The 20,024-nt window shown below is 64.6% G+C and carries 19 protein-coding genes; 15 read left to right on the forward strand and 4 right to left on the reverse strand.

What is annotated here, in order from left to right; all coding sequences use genetic code 11:
• Positions 1-12: 12 nt before the first annotated feature.
• Positions 13-576, reverse strand: coding sequence for an ABATE domain-containing protein (locus tag AYK61_RS19370; RefSeq protein ID WP_121872013.1), 564 nt, complete (start codon positions 574-576; stop codon positions 13-15).
• Between the two features lie 81 nt (positions 577-657).
• Between AYK61_RS19370 and AYK61_RS19375 the strand changes: the two genes are divergently transcribed.
• On the forward strand, positions 658-1,845 hold the full coding sequence (locus AYK61_RS19375) for an epoxide hydrolase family protein (RefSeq protein WP_121872014.1): 1,188 nt from the start codon (positions 658-660) through the stop codon (positions 1,843-1,845).
• 37 nt (positions 1,846-1,882) lie between these two features.
• On the opposite strand, the gene AYK61_RS19380 is transcribed toward AYK61_RS19375, so the two are convergent.
• The 3 genes from AYK61_RS19380 to AYK61_RS19390 all read right to left on the reverse strand — a co-directional run bounded on the left by AYK61_RS19380 (position 1,883) and on the right by AYK61_RS19390 (position 4,277).
• Positions 1,883-2,785 (reverse strand): alpha/beta fold hydrolase, encoded by a 903-nt coding sequence (locus tag AYK61_RS19380; RefSeq protein ID WP_128645114.1) that lies wholly within the window; start codon positions 2,783-2,785, stop codon positions 1,883-1,885.
• Positions 2,782-3,420: a 2'-5' RNA ligase family protein gene (locus AYK61_RS19385; RefSeq protein WP_183130360.1), complete on the reverse strand. Its 639-nt coding sequence runs from the start codon at positions 3,418-3,420 to the stop codon at positions 2,782-2,784. The genes AYK61_RS19380 and AYK61_RS19385 overlap by 4 nt, the downstream gene beginning before the upstream one ends.
• Positions 3,421-3,548: 128 nt before the next feature.
• Entirely contained in the window at positions 3,549-4,277 is a 729-nt protein-coding gene (locus tag AYK61_RS19390) for an LpqN/LpqT family lipoprotein (protein ID WP_121872017.1), read from the reverse strand.
• 153 nt (positions 4,278-4,430) lie between these two features.
• Here AYK61_RS19390 and AYK61_RS19395 point away from each other — a divergent pair, with 153 nt between their 5' ends.
• The 14 genes from AYK61_RS19395 to AYK61_RS19460 all read left to right on the forward strand — a co-directional run bounded on the left by AYK61_RS19395 (position 4,431) and on the right by AYK61_RS19460 (position 19,917).
• Positions 4,431-5,801, forward strand: a complete 1,371-nt coding sequence (locus tag AYK61_RS19395) for a neutral zinc metallopeptidase (RefSeq protein ID WP_121872915.1) — start codon at positions 4,431-4,433, stop codon at positions 5,799-5,801.
• Positions 5,802-5,836: 35 nt separating this feature from the next.
• On the forward strand, positions 5,837-6,442 hold the full coding sequence (locus tag AYK61_RS19400; protein ID WP_374700537.1) for a TetR/AcrR family transcriptional regulator: 606 nt from the start codon (positions 5,837-5,839) through the stop codon (positions 6,440-6,442).
• Entirely contained in the window at positions 6,439-7,947 is a 1,509-nt protein-coding gene (locus AYK61_RS19405) for an NAD(P)/FAD-dependent oxidoreductase (RefSeq protein WP_237669031.1), read from the forward strand. The genes AYK61_RS19400 and AYK61_RS19405 overlap by 4 nt, the downstream gene beginning before the upstream one ends.
• Positions 7,944-9,635, forward strand: a complete 1,692-nt coding sequence (locus AYK61_RS19410) for a GMC oxidoreductase (protein ID WP_121872019.1) — start codon at positions 7,944-7,946, stop codon at positions 9,633-9,635. Before AYK61_RS19405 ends, AYK61_RS19410 begins: the two co-directional genes overlap by 4 nt.
• On the forward strand, positions 9,635-10,270 hold the full coding sequence (locus AYK61_RS19415; RefSeq protein ID WP_121872020.1) for an acetoacetate decarboxylase family protein: 636 nt from the start codon (positions 9,635-9,637) through the stop codon (positions 10,268-10,270). The genes AYK61_RS19410 and AYK61_RS19415 overlap by 1 nt, the downstream gene beginning before the upstream one ends.
• Before the next feature lie 280 nt (positions 10,271-10,550).
• The gene (locus AYK61_RS19420) at positions 10,551-12,083 is read left to right on the forward strand and encodes a catalase (RefSeq protein ID WP_374700536.1); all 1,533 of its coding nucleotides are present in this window, start codon (positions 10,551-10,553) and stop codon (positions 12,081-12,083) included.
• Positions 12,084-12,227: 144 nt separating this feature from the next.
• The gene (locus AYK61_RS19425) at positions 12,228-12,701 is read left to right on the forward strand and encodes a Dps family protein (protein WP_121872021.1); all 474 of its coding nucleotides are present in this window, start codon (positions 12,228-12,230) and stop codon (positions 12,699-12,701) included.
• Positions 12,702-12,798: 97 nt separating this feature from the next.
• Positions 12,799-13,488 carry an HAD family hydrolase gene (locus AYK61_RS19430; RefSeq protein WP_121872022.1) on the forward strand — a complete coding sequence of 230 codons (690 nt, stop codon included), beginning with the start codon at positions 12,799-12,801 and terminating at the stop codon, positions 13,486-13,488.
• Positions 13,485-15,284 carry a glycoside hydrolase family 15 protein gene (locus tag AYK61_RS19435; RefSeq protein ID WP_121872023.1) on the forward strand — a complete coding sequence of 600 codons (1,800 nt, stop codon included), beginning with the start codon at positions 13,485-13,487 and terminating at the stop codon, positions 15,282-15,284. The genes AYK61_RS19430 and AYK61_RS19435 overlap by 4 nt, the downstream gene beginning before the upstream one ends.
• A 29-nt stretch (positions 15,285-15,313) precedes the next feature.
• Positions 15,314-16,114, forward strand: a complete 801-nt coding sequence (locus AYK61_RS19440; RefSeq protein ID WP_121872024.1) for an SDR family NAD(P)-dependent oxidoreductase — start codon at positions 15,314-15,316, stop codon at positions 16,112-16,114.
• 24 nt (positions 16,115-16,138) lie between these two features.
• On the forward strand, positions 16,139-17,110 hold the full coding sequence (locus AYK61_RS19445) for an LLM class F420-dependent oxidoreductase (RefSeq protein WP_121872025.1): 972 nt from the start codon (positions 16,139-16,141) through the stop codon (positions 17,108-17,110).
• Between the two features lie 197 nt (positions 17,111-17,307).
• Positions 17,308-19,152 carry an asparagine synthase-related protein gene (locus tag AYK61_RS19450; protein ID WP_121872026.1) on the forward strand — a complete coding sequence of 615 codons (1,845 nt, stop codon included), beginning with the start codon at positions 17,308-17,310 and terminating at the stop codon, positions 19,150-19,152.
• A gap of 37 nt (positions 19,153-19,189) precedes the next feature.
• Positions 19,190-19,483 (forward strand): lasso peptide biosynthesis PqqD family chaperone, encoded by a 294-nt coding sequence (locus AYK61_RS19455; protein WP_080730710.1) that lies wholly within the window; start codon positions 19,190-19,192, stop codon positions 19,481-19,483.
• Positions 19,480-19,917: a lasso peptide biosynthesis B2 protein gene (locus tag AYK61_RS19460; RefSeq protein ID WP_220709132.1), complete on the forward strand. Its 438-nt coding sequence runs from the start codon at positions 19,480-19,482 to the stop codon at positions 19,915-19,917. The genes AYK61_RS19455 and AYK61_RS19460 overlap by 4 nt, the downstream gene beginning before the upstream one ends.
• Positions 19,918-20,024 lie beyond the last annotated feature (107 nt).

Below are 20,024 nucleotides of genomic sequence, written 5' to 3' on the forward strand. Positions count from 1 at the left end.
TCTCGGCTCCTTCTATGTTCGGCGCTGCTGATTCGCTATGAATCGCGCCTTCTTCTGACGGTTTCCGCAGGTGTTCATGTCGCACCACTTGCGCGAGCGGCTTTGGCTGGTGTCGAAGAACGCGGCCCGGCACGTAGGGGACGCGCACAATGCCAGTTTGCCGTCTCGAACACCGGCAATGACGTCGATGGCGTCGGCCGCAACTACGCCGAGGGCGTCTTCTACGGACTGCATCGAACTCAGCTGCCAGCGGCGGTCGCCCTCGGCCGTCAGAACAGCAGCGGACTGCCCGCGAATGCTGCGATCGTTGATGGTTCGGACGGCCGACCTGGGCAGTGTGTCTTCGACTGCGGCAGCTGTCGCTGCGAGATGAATCGCCTCTCGCAGTTCGTGAGCCAGGAACAGTTGGGAGTCGGTGCACCCCTCGACGGCGAGCCCGTTCATCGCCAACCAGTCGATGAGCCGCTGCGGCACCGGAATCCGTTCCACAGGTTCGCCGCATCGTTCGGTCAGCGTCCCGGTGAAGGCGGTCGAGAGGACGCTACCGGGGCGAAATTCGGGAAACCTTGCGGGCATGGAACCAGCTTAGCCGGTTGCGGTCCAAGGACGTGCCCTGTAGAACTGGCTTAGACGGTTCAACCGAAAGCAGGAGTTCCTATGCAGTCGCTCAGCGGCCTCGAAGTGTGTTCGTTCGAGCCCCTCACACCCGACGACGACCTCGACGACCTGCGCGCGCGGTTGGCCGCCGCACGGCTGCCGGAATCCGAACCGGTGATTTCGACCGAGCCCGGCCGTCGGCGATGGGACCAAGGCGTTCCTCTCGCCGACCTGCAGGAGATCCTCGACTATTGGCGCACGGGCTACGACTGGCGAAAGTTCGAGGAGCGCATCGACGCGATCGGTCAGTTCCGCACTAGCGTCTACGGTCTGGGATTTCACTTCTTGCACTGCCGGTCCGCGCGTACCGATGCCACTCCGCTGATCATGACGCACGGCTGGCCGGGCAGTATGGCCGAGTTCGTCGATGTGGTGGACGCTCTGGCGCATCCCGATGACCCCCGCGCGCCAGCGTTCCACGTCGTCGTCCCGTCGCTGCCGGGGTTCGGCTTCAGCGACAAGCCGAGTACGACCGGATGGGGAACCGAGAAGATCGCGACAGCGTGGGTCGAGTTGATGCGCCGGCTGGGTTACGACCGGTTTCTGGCCCACGGTGGTGACTGGGGAGGCGTGATCACGACGATCCTCGGAGGCAGATTCCCCGCGCATGTCATCGGGATCCACACAACTCTGGCGCAGGCACCGCCGGGGATGACAACCGAGGGCCTGACTGCTGACGAGCGCCGCTGGACCGAGGAGAACAGCGACTTCCGGCACCACCACTCGGCGTACGCGAAGCAGCAGGCGACCCGGCCACAGACGATCGGGTACTCACTCGTCGACTCTCCGGTCGGTCTGCTCGCCTGGATTCTCGACAAATTCGCGGAGTGGACGGATACCGACGACAGCCCCTTCCCGGCGATCTCCAGAGACCGGCTGCTGGACAACGTCACCCTGTACTGGCTCACGCGCTCGGGAGCGTCGTCGGCTCGGATCTACTACGAAAGCCACAACTCCCTGGATCCGGACCTGCGGGTCGACGTTCCGGCGGCGATCACTACGTATCCGCGCGACATCGAGAAGAATCCTCGTGCGTGGGCTGAGGAGCGCTTCCGTCAGATCGTGCGGTGGAAGGAACCCGAGTCAGGGGGACATTTTCCGTCGCTCGAGAATCCAGACCACTTCGTCAGAGATCTGCAGGAGGGGCTTGCCGCCGTGTTGGCGGCGACCGGCATGCGTAGAACGTGAATACCCAGCTCGGTGGTGCGAAGGCTGTGGCAACGATTCAGTTCGTCGGGTGTTCGCGGATAGCCCGCGCCACGTCTTTCGGTGCTTCCGATTGCGGAAAGTGTCCGACGCCACCGAGCGCCGTGACCCAGGCATCCGGTCGCAGTGCGCGGATGGCGTCGAGCACTCGCTGACCAGAGACCGGATCCGCCAGCCCCCATATGAGTCCAAGTGGGCCGTCGTATTCGACGAGCGCCGAAAGCCACCGCTCGTGATGCACCGCCCGCTCGTCGTTGTAGCGAATGAGTCTGTGCGACAGTTTGTGTCCGTCGTGCAGCGCGATTCCATACCAGAGGTTGTCGAATTCTTCGTCGGACGCTTTCGTGTCTCCGCGCACGGCATCGATGGTCTTGCGTAGGGCGGTCTTGTTGGACAGTCGAGCGAGAACGGGTCCCACCACCGGTTGGGCGAGTAGACGCTGCAAAACAGTCGGGCGGTACTCGCTGTAGACGACCCCGGAGTTGAGTACGTGCACGACAGAGATATCGAAGGACAGGTTTGCGCGGCGTCGACGGTCGAGCAACTCCTGACCGACGATGCCGCCGTAGTCGTGAACGACCAACTGCGCGCTCGAAATCGAGAGGTGGCGCAGTAGCTGTTCGACGACGTCCGCGGACCGAGCGACGGTGAAGTTGTGGCCACGTGGTTTGTCCGACGACCCGTAGCCCAAGAAGTCCAGCGTCACGACGTCATGATCGGACCCGAGGTCCTCGGCCACCGGGGCCCAGTCGTAGGACCAGGTAGGAAACCCGTGCAGCATCACCACTGTGCTGCCCGCGCCGCGGCGGCGGTACGTGATCCGAAATCCGTCGTCGGTCTCGAAGCTGTCGCACTGTGCTATCCACTGCTGCGCAGTAGGCACAGTGCTCGCGTCCGCCATCATCGCTGCCTCCCCGTTCACGATGGGCGGTACATTACTCGCCCAAAATGTGCGGTGCAGATGGTGTCCCACGTGTATATCCCGGCGGCGGAGTCCTGATGGACCGAGAGGAGTTGCACCTCTGCGACGTGCATCCGCACCGACTGCTGGCGACCCCGCCTCGCGCCGAGCCTGGCGAGCTCGGCTGTCAACGGTTCCGAATCGACGTCGGCTGTGCCGTAACCCAGTGAGATATGGGGTGCGTGCGGCGCGGGCGGCATTGCCGGGTCACCGAGAACTGTTGTCGCACCGGCACGTACGGACCGAACCAGGCTGTCCCACTGCGGGCTTCGGTTTCCTTCGTATCCGACCGAATGCTCGAATATGTGGGGGCCGGTCATGTCGACGGTGAAAGGCTCCAGTGCTGCCGTCGCGTCGTCGAGGAGTCCGCGCAGCGTGAGAACGGTGTCAGCGGGGACCGTATCGAGGAAGGCCGGGATTCGAGTGACGGTGGCGTGCAGGAACTCCGTCGGCTGTACAGAACACACACCGGTCGAGCGAATTGCGTCCTGAATCGGGACGAGAACGCTGCTGTCGATCTGCGGAAGTGCATAGACATGGAGGGAATTGCGCTCGTGCGGCCACGCGGTCATCGGTAGATCGAACAGACTCTTCACAGGCAAGTTTCCAGGGACATGCAGGTCAGTATCCAAGGGTCGAGTGAACGGACCGGTCGACCTCGGTGAAGTACACGCGCCTGGGTGCGGATGGACGCAACTCATAGGCCGCTACGCCATGAGCAGAGTCACGGCGTGATGACGGTCTGCTCGTCCACCTGGGTGGTGGCGTCGACCAGCAAGTCGAATTGGTCGATGCTGCCGTCGACGTTGATCTGCAGGATGTAGTAGCCGTCCTGCCCTGTGATGATCGTCGTCTTCTGCGCCGACACCAGCTCCTCACCCGTCTCGTCGTCCGTGTACGTGCCTGCGATCTGGTATGCGGGGAAGCCCGACAGTGTCGACACTGCGCCCTCTCCGGACGGGGTGAACTCTGGCAGGTTCATCAATTCGCCTGGGCCGTAGTCGATGATGGCCTGCGGATCGACGTCGCCTTCGAGCTTGGAGACGATGGCGATCATGCTCGGGGTGCGTTCGCCGGCGGCGACGTCCGGGTAGATGATCGCTCCGTAGGCCCAGTCGGGGGTGTCCTCGGCCGCGTCCACCCAGCCGTCCGGGATGGCCAGGTTGATGGTGGGTGCGTTCGCGTCGCCGCGGAAGATCGGGGTTTCGGTCAGGCCCGCGTCGACGATGTAGTCGGCGATGGTGGGGTTGGGGCCGGTGGGTGCCTCGGTGGTGGTGGCGGGTGCCAGCTTTTTGACCGTTGTGGTCGCGGCGGCCTCTGTAGTCGTCGTTTCGGCTGTCGAGGTGGCGGCGGTCGGCGTGCCGGAGTCGCTGCTGCATCCGGCGGCGGTGAACGCGAGAATCACCACGGCTGCGCATACTGCCCCACGGACGCCAATAGTGGAGATCTTCATCGGTCCTCTTTCGTCTGTTCGGATACGGCTTCGATGCGGCTACAGCAGGGATCGAACCGATCGGATCGTAGAACCGCGACATTGGAAATGGATTGGAAAGTGGTGCGCACCGTCCAATCGATGTCCAATCCTCGCTGGCTGGCGTCTGCGGTCATGAGGTCAGCAGTGAAGGTGGTCGTGGCGGCTGCGTTGGTACTGTCCGCGTGTGGCTCTCCAGTGCAATCCGCCAGCAGCGCAACGGAATCGACACCCCAGGCGGTCGCGGCGGAGGGTACCTCAACGGATGGGATCGTGGGCGATGCGTCCGATCCGGTGAACGAGATCGCCGCCGCGGCGATCGACGATCTGCAGTCGTACTGGGCCGAGCAGTTTCCCGCGGTCTACGGCAGCGAATACACGCCCGTCAGTGGCGGTTTCCACGCCGTGGTGCCGTCGTCCGGCGAATTGCCGCCGTGCGCATCCTCTGCCGATGACATCGCGGGCAATGCCTTCTATTGTCCAGGTGCGGACGTAGTTGCCTGGGACAGTGAGGGATTGCGTCCTGATCTCCGACAACGGTTCGGCGACTTCGTGATTCCCGTCGTGATGGCGCACGAGTGGGGGCACGCCATCCAGGCGCGTGTGAACTTCGAGGGCATGACGGTCACCAGTGAGATCCAGGCGGACTGTTTCGCCGGGGCGTGGGCGGCGCACGCAGTGTCCGACAGCACCGTGTTCGATCCGTCCGAGGCCGAACTCGACAGTGCCCTGGCCGGTTTCCTGTATCTACGCGACGAGCCGGGGACCTCGGCCGAAAGCGCGTCGGCGCACGGTAGCGGCTTCGATCGCGTCAGTTCGTTCCGGACCGGGTTCGACGGCGGCCCGATGGAGTGCAAACCGTACGTCGACGGTTCGCCTCCCGTCCTGCGGTTGCCGTTCACCAGCCGGTCCTACGCGGACCGCGGCGGCGACGCTCCGCTGGCGCAGATCATCGACGGCGTTCCGGAAGACTTGGAGGACTACTGGAGTCTGCTCTTTCCTGAGTTGACCGGCCGGCCGTGGCAGCCGCTGAATCCGGTGGTTGCGTTCGACCCGTCCGACGCTCCCGATTGCGGCGGCCGATCCGCGACCGGCTACGTGTTGTTCTACTGCGTGCCCGACGGCCACGTGGGGTTCGATGCGGTCGACGCGATGCTGCGGTTCTACGAGCAGGGTGGGGATTTTGCCGTCGCGGCGCTGATCGCGACGCAGTACGGGTTGGCGGGGATGGCGCAGGCCGGCATCGATGCCGACGACCAGGATGCGTCCCTGCAGGGCGACTGCTTCGCCGGGAGTTGGGCCGCGAGCGTACTGCTGCAGAACCGCCCTACCAGTGGGTACACCCTCTCGCCGGGGGATCTCGACGAGGCGATCGCGGCGTTGCTGCTCTTCCGCGGCGAGGGTGATCAGTCCCGTCAGGGCAGCGGGTTCCTGCGGGTGGAGGCGTTCCGGCACGGAGTGATGGACGGGGCGCAGGCCTGCATCCAGCGTTCCGAGCCAACTTAAAGTCAGGCTGGACTGTTTGTTGTTTTGGCGCTACTGTGCGAAGTGTGACTACCGACACAGGGCTCGACGACACGGCGCCCACCGAGCGCCGGACGCAGGCCGAACGCACCGCGGGCACTCGGGCGAAGCTGCTCGACGCCGCGATCGACTGCCTGGTCGAGCTGGGCTTCGCCAAGACCAGCACCCAGGAGATCGCGCGGCGTGCCGGTGTCTCTCGCGGAGCGCAGCTGCACCACTTCCCGACCAAGGAATCTCTGCTGACCGCGGCCGTCGAGCACCTCGTCGATCGTCGTCTCTCGGAAATACTCGAAGCCGAACCCGACCCCGAGCGAGGTCCCGAGATCCTCGCCGACGCATTCTCCGGTCCCCTCTTCCACGCCGCGCTCGAGCTCTGGGTGGCGGCCCGTACCGACCCGGCGCTGCACGAGGCGATGATCCCCCTGGAGCGACGCGTCGCCGAGGCCATTCAGGGCGGTGCCCAGATCGTCATGGGTAGCCGGATGTCCCCGGAGTCCATCGAGCTCAGTGTCGAACTAGCCCGCGGACTGGCCGTCTCGGCGCTGTTCCGCAGTCCCGAAGCCGACGCGCAACTGCGCGGGCGGCTCCTTCCGATCTGGTCCGAAAAGGTGATGGACGCGTGAACGCAACACTGCCCGAACAACTCGACGTGTTGGTGGTCGGAGCCGGTTTCGCAGGCCTGGCCGCGGTGGCGAAGATTCTCGCAGCCGACCCGAGCGCCGACGTGACCGTCATCGAACGCGCGTCCGACGTCGGTGGCACGTGGCGAGACAACACCTACCCGGGGTGTGCGTGCGATGTGCCGACCTCGCTGTACTCGTTCTCGTTCGCCCCGAGTCCCAAGTGGAGCCACACCTTCGCGCGCCAGCCGGAGCTGTTCGACTACCTGCGTTCGGTGGTGGATCGCCTGGACTTGAAGAATCGCATCGTCACGAACTGTGAACTTCGGTCCGCCACCTGGGACGAGGTGAGCAAGCGATGGTCGGTGCAGACGTCGCAGGGGTCGGCGAGCGTCCGGGTGCTGGTCGCTGCCACCGGGGCGCTGTCCACTCCGAAGATCCCGGACGTCCCCGGCATCGACTCGTTCACCGGCACGGTGTTCCACTCCGCCACCTGGAATCACGAGCACGACCTCACCGGAGAGCGGGTCGCCGTGATCGGCACCGGGGCCTCGGCGGTGCAGTTCGTCCCCGAGATCGTCGACCGCGCCGAGCGGCTCACCGTCTTCCAGCGCACTCCCGCATGGGTGATTCCGCGCCTGGACCGCACCATCGGCCGCCTCGAGCGCACGCTCTACGAGCGGATCCCGTTGGCACACCGCGCGGTTCGCGGTGTCATCTACGGCTACCGCGAGGCCTACGTGACCGTGCTGGCGGACAACCCGTGGATGCTTCCCGCGGTGAAGATGTTCGCGAAGTCGAATCTGAAGCGTCAGGTCAAGAACCCAGTGAAGCGTGCGTCGCTGACTCCTGACTACGCACCGGGCTGCAAAAGGCTTCTGCTGTCCAACGATTGGCTGCCGACACTCGACCGGTCGGACGTCGATCTCGTGACGTCGGGGCTGACGTCGGTCACCGAGAACGGCGTTGTCGACGCCTCGGGCCGCAACCACGAGGTGGACACGATCATCTTCGCGACGGGGTTCACCCCCACCGAGCCACCCGTGTCGCATCTGTTGCGCGGCAACGACGGTCGGACGCTCGCGGAGCATTGGGGCGGCAGCCCGCAGGCGCATCTCGGGACCACTGTCGCCGGCTTCCCGAACCTGTTCCTGATGTACGGCCCCAACACCAACCTCGGGCACAGTTCCATCGTCTACATGCTCGAGTCGCAGGCCAACTACGTGGTATCCGCGCTGAACGAGATGAAGGATCGCAGGGTCGCGGCCGTCGAGGTCAACGAATCCGCTCAGCGGCAGCACAATTCGTGGGTAGATTCCGAGCTCGACGGCACCGTCTGGAATGCCGGCGGCTGCTCGAGTTGGTACCTCGACGCCAACGGCCGCAACTCCACGATGTGGCCCACCTACACATTCCGGTTCCGCAACAAGACGCGCGAGTTCGACGTCGCGAACTATCGGCTCGCGTCCGACACTCTCGAATCAGACCACGAGGTGGTATCAGCATGAGCGACTACGACGTATTGATCATCGGCTCCGGTTTCGGCGGCAGCGTTGCCGCATTGCGGGCCGTCGAGAAGGGCTACCGGGTGGCGGTTCTCGAGTCCGGCCGCCGATTCGAGGACGACGAGCTGCCGAAGACCAGCTGGCGTCTGCGCAAGTACCTGTGGGCTCCGGCGCTGGGTTGCTATGGGGTGCAACGTATTCACCTGCTTCCCGATGTGCTGGTGATGGCCGGCGCTGGCGTCGGCGGAGGTTCGCTGAACTATGCGAACACGCTGTACCAGCCCCCGGCCAAGTTCTTCGAGGACCCGCAGTGGCGCTCGATCACCGATTGGCAGCGCGAGCTGAATCCGTACTACGACCAGGCCCGCCGAATGCTCGGCGTCGAGACCAACCCGACCATCACTGCCTCGGACAAGGTGATGAAAGAGGTGGCCGAGGACATGGGTGTGGGGGACACATTCACCTCGACCCCGGTTGGCGTCTACTTCGGCGATCGCGGCCGCACTGCGCCCGACCCGTTCTTCGGCGGTGCCGGCCCCGAGCGGACCGGCTGCACCGAATGCGGAGCCTGCATGACCGGCTGCCGCGTCGGCGCGAAGAACACCCTCGTCAAGAACTACCTGTACCTCGCCGAACACGCTGGCGCGCATGTTCTTCCGTTGACCACCGTGGTGGACGTGCGCCCGAACGGCGCAGGCTACGACGTGGTGACGCGTCGGACGGGCGGGAAGCTGCGTCGCAAGGAGAAGACGATCACCGCCGATCAGGTGATCTTCTCGGCCGGCACCTACGGCACCCAGAAGCTGATGCTCGCGGCCAAGGAGAAGGGCTCGCTGCCGCGGCTGTCCGAGCGGATCGGTTCGCTCGTGCGCACCAACTCCGAGGCCGTGCTCGCGGCGACCGCCCGCGGCCGTGAGGTCGACTACCACGAGGGCGTGGCGATCACGTCGTCGTTCCATCCGGACGATCACACGCACATCGAGCCGGTGCGATACGGCAAGGGCAGCAACGCCATCGGCCTGTTGCAGACCGTGCTCAGCGACGGCGGCGGCAAGATGCCGCGCATCCTCAAGACCCTCGGCGTCGCGCTGCGTCATCCCGGCGCTGCGGCGCGGAGCCTGTCGGTGCATCGCTGGTCGGAGCGCACCGTCATCGCATTGGTGATGCAGACCGACGACAACTCGCTCGAGCTCGGATCGAAGAAGGGACCGTTCGGGCGTCGCCTCACCAGCAGGCCCGGCGCGGGTGATCCACCGCCGCAGTGGATTCCGCAGGGTCACGAAGCCATTCGTCTGCTCGCGGACAAGATCGGCGGCGACCCGGGCGGATCGATCGCCGAGATCGTCAACATTCCGATGACCGCGCACTTCCTCGGTGGCTGCGCGATCGGCGACTCGCCGGAGACCGGCGTGATCGACGGGTACCAGCGCGTGTACGGCTACGAGGGACTGCACGTGCTCGACGGCTCTGCCGTCAGTGCCAACCTCGGTGTCAATCCGTCCTTGACGATCACGGCCCAGGCCGAGCGGGCAATGGCGTTGTGGCCCAACAAGGGTGACCCCGATCGGCGACCCGCGGTGGGCTCGGAGTATCAGGAGATCACTCCTACTCAGCCGGTGCACCCGGTGGTGCCGGTGTCGGCCCCGGGTGCCCTGCGGCTCCCTCTGACCGTGGTGGGGAGGGATTCCTGATGTGGAGTGTCACCGAATCCGAGACCGAGCGCACCGACTGGCCGGTCAGCCCGGCAGCGCCGTGGCCGGCGAATGTCCGTGCCACGATCTGGTGGCATCGGGCCCGCTCGTCGGATTTCGCGCCGGCCGGTGCCAAGACGCTGCCGATCACGATGTGCATGGTCGTCGACTACACCACCTCACCGGTCGGCCCGTACCGCGAAATACTGGCGAGCCCGGCGCTGCGCCGGGACGTCGGACGCGTGCCTCGCATGGCGGTGCCGTTCATCGCCGTCGATTCCGCGACGTCGGTGCACGGTGGCCGGACCAACTGGCACCTGCCCAAGGTGTTGGCCGAATTCGAGGGTGACGTGCTGGGCGAGGCCGGGGCGAACGGCGACGAATGGTCGGTGCGAACGACGTCTCGCGCCGTGGGACCGCAGTTCCCGATGCTCGGCTCCCTCGGTTTCGCCCAGCCGGTGTCCGGCGGCTCGGCCGTGGCCACCGCGAGTCTGAAGGGCAAGGCCAGGGTGGCCCGCGTCGAGGTGGACGCCAAGGGGCCGACGCTCAGTCGCTGGATGCCGTCGGGCACGTATTTGGGGTTGCAGATCGTGTCGGGGTCGATGCGGACGGGTGAAGCGCGCCTGGTCGGATAGCCACGAGCCGCTTTTCTTGACTTAGTCCAGATTAGGGGCATACTGGAGCGCATGCAGCTCTGAATGCGGTCACAGCCCGACCGCATTCGGACGCCGACGACATCGCGGACAGCCCACGGATTTGTCGTCGACGAAGACGGGATCGTGTTCTGGGGTTTGTGCGACGGCTGCATGAGGCATTCCGTCTGACATTGCGGTCCAGCGTACGGCCGCTCGGTTTCACAGATCTTTCGGAGAGCAGCCCTCTTCGAACTCGATTCAGCCCTTCAGGAGGCTTCGTATGACCAAGCCGATCACCAACAAGCCGACCACCAGCAACTCGGGAATCCCCGTCCCCAGCGACGACCAGTCGCTGACCGCCGGAACGCAGGGACCGATTCTTCTGCACGACCACTACCTCATCGAGAAGATGGCGCAGTTCAACCGGGAGCGGGTCCCGGAGCGCGTCGTGCACGCCAAGGGCGCAGGCGCGTTCGGTGAACTCGAGATCACCGGAGACATCAGCAAGTACACCAAGGCGAAGGCGTTGCAGCCCGGTGCCAAGACCGAGATGCTGGCGCGCTTCTCCACCGTCGCGGGCGAGCAGGGTAGCCCCGACACCTGGCGCGACCCGCGCGGCTTCTCGCTGAAGTTCTACACCGAGGAAGGCAACTGGGACCTCGTCGGCAACAACACCCCGATCTTCTTCGTCAAGGACCCGATCAAGTTCCAGGACTTCATCCGTAGCCAGAAGCGCATGCCCGACTCTGGCCTGCGCGACAACAACATGCAGTGGGACTTCTGGACCCTCTCGCCCGAGTCGGCACACCAGGTGACGTGGCTCATGGGTGACCGCGGAATCCCCAAGTCGTTCCGTCACATGGACGGATTCGGTTCGCACACGTACCAGCTCATCGCCGAGGACGGCACGAAGACCTGGGTGAAGTTCCACTTCAAGACCGACCAGGGCATCGACTACCTGACGCAGGACAAGGCCGACGAGGTCGCGGGCACGTCCCCCGATCACCACCGTCAGGACCTCTTCGGGTCCATCAAGAACGGCGACTTTCCCAGCTGGACCCTCAAGGTGCAGCTCATGCCCTACGACGAGGCCGAGAACTACAAGTACAACCCGTTCGACCTCACCAAGGTCTGGTCGCAGAAGGACTACCCGCTGATCGAGGTCGGCAAGATGACCTTGAACCGCAACCCGGAGAACTTCTTCGCTCAGATCGAGCAGAGCTCGTTCGAGCCGTCCAACACCGTGCCCGGCATCGGTTTCAGCCCCGACAAGATGCTGCTCGGCCGCGTCTTTTCCTACGCCGACGCCCACCGGTACCGCATCGGAGCCAACTACGCGCAGCTGCCGGTCAACGCGCCGAAGTCGCCGGTCAACTCGTACTCCAAGGACGGGTCCATGCGGTACTCGTTCAATTCTCCGGAAACGCCCGTGTACGCACCCAACTCGTTCGGCGGCCCGTCAGCGGACACGAACAAGTACGGCGACGACGGAGCGTGGGACTTCGAGCCACGGTTCGTACGCACCGGGTATGTCGAGCACCCAGAAGACGGCGACTTCGTCCAGGCTGGAGCCCTGGTCCGTGAGGTCATGGACGACGCGCAGCGTGAGCGTCTCGTCGGAAACATCGTCGGACACGTCCTCAACGGCGTGAGTGAGCCGGTCCTGAGCCGGGTGTTCGAGTACTGGACCAACGTCGATGCCGAGCTCGGCAAGAAGGTCGAGGAAGGCGTTCGGTCGCAGCAGGACGAGACCGCACCGACCACCGGTGCAGGAGCGATCGACGATCCTTCCGACGAGGCCGCGAAGGTCTGATCCGATCGATCCTGGGATCGGCGTCACAGCGAAGATGGCGTCGATCCGGAACAACGCGTGGCTACATGCCGTTGTGTAGTACAGACGGAAGAACAATAATGGTGTGCGATGCATACCGTCGTCCAACGGCAGGGAGGCCACATCATGACGAACCCCATCACCAGCACCCTCGACGCAGGCCAGCAGAAGATCGCGGGCGACGCGCTTCAGGGAACCGTGGTCGATCTCATCGACCTCTCGCTCATCGCGAAGCAGGCCCACTGGAACGTGATCGGTAAGAACTTCCGCTCCGTGCACCTCGAGCTCGACGAATTGGTCACGGCCGCCCGCGAATTCACCGATCAGGCAGCAGAGCGCGCGACGGCCATCGGCGTCAGCCCCGACGGCCGCGCAGCCACCGTCTCCTCGACCGCGGGCACCAAGGGCTTCGGAGCCGGTTGGACTCAGGACAGCGAGGTCGTACCGGCAGTCGTCGACAACATTGCTGCCGTCGTCGAGCGACTGCGTGGACGTATCGCCGACACGGGAGAGGCCGATCCGGTCACTCAGGACCTGCTCATCGCCATCACGGCGCGACTCGAGCAGCTGCACTGGATGTGGCAGGCGCAGGCCAGCTAGTTCCGTTCACGCACGACGGGCCCCTCGCGCACAGCGGGGGGCCTGCTGTTTTTCGAATCGACTGTTTGCCTGTATCGACCATGGGTATCCGACGGTCATGCCTGTGAGTGTTCCGACCGTCGACGCTGTTCTGTTCGACATCGACGGCACGCTCGTCGATTCCAATTTCGTTCACGTATCCGCGTGGTCCCGTGCGTTTCGCGATGCCGGCCGAGAAGTCTCGGCCTGGCGCATCCACCGTTGTATCGGGATGGATGGGTCGAAGTTGCTCGAGTTCCTCGTCGGGTCACCCGACAGCGCGCTGGCCGCGGAGGCGAAGAAGCTGCACGGTGAAAATTACGCCGCAGCATCCGCGGATCTGGAAGTGTTGCCTGGTGCGCGGGAACTCCTGGCAGACATGGAGTCTCGTGGAATCAACGTGGTTCTGGCCACATCTGCGCCCGAAGGTGAACTGTCGACTCTGCGTGATCTGCTCGACGTGGAGGATTCTGTTGCGGTCGTGACGTCCGGCGACGACGCCGACGTCGCCAAGCCCGAGCCCGACATCATCGCGGTCGCGCTCGAGCGCGCCGGAGTCGAGGCAACGCGCGCGGTGATGGTCGGCGACAGTGTGTGGGATATCGAGGCCGCCGGGCGCGCCGGAGTACGCGCCATCGGCGTGTTGAGCGGAGGTATCTCGCGCGCCGAGTTGCTCGACGCGGGTGCGGTAGCGGTGTTCGAGGACCCGGCCGATCTGCTGGCGAACATCGAGAACAGCCCAATTTTCGCCGGAAAGGCAAGTGCTTGAGCGAGTTTCGAAAGCCGCACCCTCGGGTCGACGGCTATGTTCCTATCGAGAGCTACGGAGCGATCGGTGACGGTAGAACCGTGGCAATGATCGCCGACGACGGTCGCATCGACTGGCTTCCGGTCCCGAATCTGGATTCACCACCACCTTTCGCCGCACTGTTGGATTACGAGCACGGTGGATGGATCGAGCTGGCGCCGGTGGCCGAATTCACCGTCCACCGCGAATTCATCTCGGGTACAAACGTTCTCGCCACCACTTTCAAGACCTCCGGCGGCACGGTGCGGGTCACCGACTCGCTGAACACCGGTGTGGCGGGGCGGCTGCCGTGGATGGAACTGGCGCGCCGAATCGACGGCCTCGACGGGACCGTCGAGATGGGCTGGAAGGTGGCACCCGGAACCATGCTCGGTAAGGCCTCACCGTGGGCCTACGCCACCGAGCACGGCACAGTCCTGCGGGTGGACGGGCTGACCCTCGCCGTGAGAACCCTGGGCATCGACGATCCCCAGGTGGAGACGCAGAACATTCATGGGGCGTTCTCCACCGAGCCTGGCTCGAGACATTCTCTCGGAGTCGTCGGTACCGAGAACGAACCATTGCATCTGCCCTATCCGCAGAAATTGGACGAGGGCATCGACCGGACCGTCCTCAACTGGCGGATGTGGTCGGACGAGTGTAAGTACGAGGGACCGTGGGCGGAACATGTAGCACGTAGTGCTCTGGCGTTGAAGCTGTTGTTGCACAGCCCGTCCGGTGCCATCGCTGCTGCTGCCACCACATCATTGCCGGAGAACCGGACCGGAGGGAAGAACTGGGACTACCGGTACGCCTGGGTCAGAGACGCCGCCTACACGATCAGAGCGATGCAGCGGTTCGGACTTCGTGAGGAAGTACACGCGGCCGTCGCCTGGTTGCTGAAGGTCATCAGGGTCAACGATCCTCTGGTCAACGTGTTCTACACGCTTCAGGGAAAGTTGCCCGGGGGAACCGAACAACCGGATGTGCCGGGCTGGCGCGGCATCGGACCGGTCGTCAACGGCAACGCCGCGGCAGATCAGTTGCAGCTGATGATATTCGGGGATCTGTTCTCGATCATTCGGCAGTACGTAGACGCCGGCAACATCCTCGACGCGGAGACCGGTCGACTGTTGGCCACCATCGCCGACGAAGCCTGCGACTCATGGCAGCGCAAGGACGCAGGCATCTGGGAACTCGAGGAAGAGCGTCACTACACCAGCTCGAAGCTCGGTTGCTGGCAGGCGCTCGACTGCGCCGTTCACTTGGCCGAGGCCGGCGAGATCCCCGGAATCCCGGACCGGTGGAAGGCGGAGAAGGGCCGCATCAGGGACTACATCGAGACGCAGTGTTGGTCCGAGGAGCGGCAGGCATATCTGGCGTATCCCGGGGCCGATGGTCTCGACGCCTCGGTGCTGTTGGCGGCGGAGATGGATTTCGATCGCGGAGAACGTCTTTCGTCCACCATCGATGCCCTCGGTGCAGAACTCGGTGCTGGGCCGTTGCTGTACCGCTACAGCGGCGTGCACGAGGAAGAGGCCACCTTCGTGGCCTGCGCGTTCTGGCGAGTGTCGGCGCTGTCGTGCGTCGGCCGTGACGACGAAGCCATCGCGCTGATGGACCAGCTGGTGGAGCTTTCCAACGACGTCGGGCTGTACAGCGAGATGATCGATGCTTCGGATGGGTCGTTTCTGGGTAACTTCCCGCAGGGCTTGAGCCACCTGGCCCTGGTGAATGCGGCGCTGACCATCGCGCGCTCGCACGACGCCACAACCTGACCCGAACATCGAGCGCAAAGTGGGATCGCATGGATCTGGGAATCGACGGTAGAACAGCGCTGGTCACCGGAGCAGACTCCGGCATCGGCTGGCACACGGCAAAGATGTTGTTGGCCGAGGGCGTTCGCGTCGTGATCAGCGACAAGGAGCAGTCCTCGCTCGACGACGCTGCAGCGAAGCTCGACGCAGCGGAGGGCCAATTGTTCGCCTTCGCTGCGGACGTGACCGATACCGGAGCCGTCGAACAGTTGGCGGTGCAGACGCAAAAAGCCCTGGGAGACATCGATATTCTCGTTCAGTCCTCGGGCGTGACCGGAGCGCAGGGACTGTTCCACGAGATCGACGAGGAAGGGTGGAGGTCCACCCTCGACATCGATCTGATGGGCCCTGTCCGGCTACTGCGGGCGTTTCTGCCTGCGCTTCGCCGCGGCGGCTGGGGACGTATCGTGCTGCTCACCTCCGAGGATGCCGTGCAGCCCTACGACGACGAATTGCCCTACTGCGCAGCCAAAGCCGGCGTGCTGGCGCTCGCCAAGGGGCTTTCTCGCAGCTATGCATCGGAGGGGCTGCTGGTCAATGCGGTCTCTCCCGCATTCATTCACACCCCGATGACCGACGCGATGATGGACAAGCGGGCCGAGGAGAAGAACACCGACCGCGACGGGGCCATCGAGAGCTTCCTCGACGAGGAGCGTCCGCACATGGAGCTCGGACGCCGGGGCGAACCCGAGGAGGTCGCCTCGGTGATCACCTTCCTGTGTTCGGACCGGGCCAGCTTCGTCAATGGATCCAACTACCGAGTCGACGCCGGTTCCGTCGCAACAATCTAGTCGCAACAATCCAGGAGACACTTCATGACCAATTTCGGATACACCTTGATGACCGAGCAGAGCGGGCCGAAAGAGCTGGTGCAGCACGCCGTCGGAGCCGAGAAGGTCGGCTTCGACTTCGAGGTCAGCAGCGACCACTACTCGCCGTGGCTCTCGTCCATGGGGCATTCCCCCTATGCCTGGACGACGCTGGGTGCGGTGGCTCAGGCCACCGAACGCGTCGAGCTGATGACGTACGTGACGTGCCCGATCATTCGCTACCACCCGGCCGTCGTCGCGCAGAAGGCAGCCACGCTGCAGATCCTGGCCGACGGGCGCTTCACACTCGGCCTCGGCAGCGGTGAGAACCTCAACGAGCACGTCGTCGGCGAGGGATGGCCGTCCATCGACAAGCGGCAGGACATGTTCGTCGAGGCACTCGAGATCATTCGCGCACTGCACGCCGGTGGTTTGGTCACGTACGAGGGCAAGCACTTTCGCGTCGACTCCGCTCGGATCTGGGACCTGCCGGAGGGCGGCGTGCCGATCGGTATCGCGGCAGGCGGTGAGAAGGCCGTCGCTCGGTTCGCCGAATACGGCGATCACCTCATCGCTACCGAGCCGAACGCCGATCTCGTCAAGGCGTGGTCGGACAACCATGAGGGACCGGCGCGTTCCATCGGACAGATCCCCATCTCCTCGGATCCGGACAAGGATGCCGCCATCGATCGCGCACACGATCGATTCCGCTGGTTCGCCGGTGGCTGGGCGGTCAACGCCGATTTGCCGACCACGGCCGGCTTCGCCGGGGCCACGAAGTTCGTGCGCAAAGAGGATGTGGCCGAAACGATTCCGTGCGGACCGGATCTCGACGCCATCGTCGAGGCCGTGAAGCCCTATTGGGAGGCCGGATACACCGACATCGCCCTGGTCCAGGTGGGCGACGAAACTCAGGAACGCTTCCTGGCCGAGGCCGCAGGCCCGCTGTTGGAGAAGCTGCGCGCTGCGTCCAGCTGAGCTGCTCCGGTAGCTGAACAACCCCGACCGATTCATTCGGCCGGGGTTGTTCGCGTCGGGCGGTCCTCCCACGGTATGACTCCGCGTCCGTCCGTCGCAGGACTGAAATCGTCGGCAGGCAGGACGCCACGAGAGTTCCCACGCGGCAGAGTGGTTCACATCGAACGAGCCGAACACTCACCGCAGGGAGGCGGACGATGAACACGCGAGATGCTGTCGAGGCGGGTGGCCGCTCATTTTTCGTCGCGCTACCCGATACGCCCCGCGCAAGCGCGTTGGCGGCCCGGTTGGCGCAGGTGTCGACCACTCGGATCACTCACCACTCGGGGCGTCCATGGCTTCTCGGGCATCTCACGACCGACCGACTCGTCACCGCACAGGTTGGACGTACGACGGCCGCAATCGTCGGCAGGTCCGATGCGACGGAGTCCCGGCTGCGGAGACTTGCCGATGACATTTCGGTACCGGCACAGGCGGCAGCGGCAGCGTCGAACTTTCACGGAAGTTACACGACGATCGTGTCGGTCGATGGACAGATCTATGCCAGCGCCGCGGCAATGGAGACCCGCAGAATCTGGTCTGCGCGCATCGACGGTGTGCTGGTACTGAGCGACCGCGCCGATGTTCTGGCCGATCTGGGCGAGTTCGACGTCGACCCAGCGGCCGTCACCATACGACTACTCGGCACCATGCCGCACCCACTCGATCGCGTCCCGTTGTGGGCAGAGGTCGAACCACTTGCCGGAGATCGATACATCACCGTCGACAGAAACGGCGAGCGAAGCCGGACCGGAACGTGGTGGTACGCGCCGCAGGCCGACACCTCGAGGTCCGATGGTGCCGTTCTGTTCAGATCGGCGGTGGAGGGTTCGGTTCGAGCTCGCACCGCGCCCGGAGATCCGGTGGCCTGCGACCTGTCCGGGGGGCTGGATTCCACTCCTCTGTGCTACTTCGCAGCACAAGCGCAGCAGGGTGTGCTCGCTCGCACTCTCTTCAACGACGACCCGGGTGGACGCGAGGATCTCCACTGGGCTCGCCGGGCGATCAAGAGCATGCCCGGAGTGCACACCCATGAGGTCACCTCCACGGACGACATGCAGGATTTCTACGAGGGTGTCGACAGCCTGGATGTTCGACTCGACGAGCCGACGCAGGCCGCGACCGCCGGGCCGCGGATCGTACGAATGTTGGCCGACGATCGCCGCAAGGGAATCCGGACGCATATCACCGGTCTCGGAGGGGATCACATTTTGCGCGGCGTCAATGCGTGGGAGCACACGATCGTACGGGCACGTCCGTGGGTCGGGTGGAACAGAGCCAGGGCGCAGCACATTCCGGCGGGAATCGGAGTGCTGACGACGGTGCGAGAGTTGGCCGATCGACGCACGTACCGACAATGGTTCGCCGACACGATGAGTGCAGCACTGGCCGGAGCTCCTCACCCCGAGATACCGCGGATGAACGATTGGTCCAGTCCGCCCGCTGTGCCACCCTGGCTTACGCCGCATGCTCGCGAACTGCTCCGGAGCAAGATCGATTCCGCGCTCGATGCAGCAGAGCCGCTCGACCGAACCGTGGCCGGGCACATCGATCTGTACTTCGCTCGCGACGCTGCGCGACTGATCCGCGGCACAGCACAACTGGGGCAGCCGTTCGGAGTGTCCTACGACTCGCCTCTGCTCGACGATCGAGTGGTGGAAGCTGCCCTTGCAGTTCGACGCGACGAACGCGATACCCCACTCGAATGGAAGCCCCTCATGAAGGACGCGATGCGCGGATTGCTACCGAACGACTATCTGATGCGAACGAACAAGATCGGCGGCGGACCGCAGTCCGTACGCGGGTACGCCCGCCACTACGGACGACTGCTGGAGCTGATGGACGACGCACGACTGTTCGATACCGGACTGGTCGACCGAACAGAATTTGTTGCATCGACGTCGCCTCGAGCTCGTGAGGTACCGGTCGGACATGTTCACCAGGCCATCAATGCCTCGGTGTTCCTTGCGGCTCAGCGAAATCGGACCGACGTAACAGTGTGATCGATCCATCCCGGCTCTATCGACAAAGGAGAAACCTATGTTCTGGAGGACCAAGGACACTGCTGCGCAGCGAAACTCGGGTCGTTCCAGCAGGACGAGGCACCTCGACACGGTGGCAACCGAGTACGGTCACGTCGTTCTCGACGGTGCAGCCGGCCGGTACTGGCACCTCAACGACAGTGCGCTGATCGTGTCACGTTGCCTGCGGGAGGGTGGCAGTCGCGAGGACGCGGCCGCGGCGTTGGTCGACACGTTCGCCATCGACCCGGCACTGGCGAGACGCGACGTCGATGCTGCCTACCGCCAACTCGAAGGAGTCGGTCTGCTGTGAGTGACGTACTGCCACACATTCCGTCGACCCTCGGTCCGCTCCCCACTCTCGGCATCAAGGCGAGCGTCGGAATTGCCAAGGGCCTGAGCAGAATGCCTCCGAATTCCCTGCGTTCGGTCCTCGAACGAATCGCAGCCGGCGCTCGGCCGGCGACGTACGAGGAGGCGCGTCTGGCTCGCGACGCGGTCCTGACCGCCAGCCCCTACAGCAGAGGTGGATCAGCCTGTCTGCCTCGATCCCTCGCGACAGCGTTGGTGTGCCGTGCGCGGGGCACGTGGCCGCAATGGTGTGTGGGCGTGCTCTCATCGCCGCCGTTCACGGCCCATGCGTGGATCGAGGTCGACGGAGTGATCGTCGATGAACCGATGGCCAAGTCCGATTTCTCGACGTTCTTCTCGGTCTCCTCGAAATCGGCACTGCCGCAGTCTTTGTGAGCTGCAACTCCAGGCGGTGCCCCATGAACTCGGGACGTCGGATGTCGACCGTGGCGTCGACCGCCGTCGATCCCGTACCGGGGGACCCGATACGGGCCCCGGAGTGA

It is taken from the genome of Rhodococcus sp. SBT000017 (assembly GCF_003688915.1).
Lineage (GTDB): Bacteria > Actinomycetota > Actinomycetes > Mycobacteriales > Mycobacteriaceae > Rhodococcoides.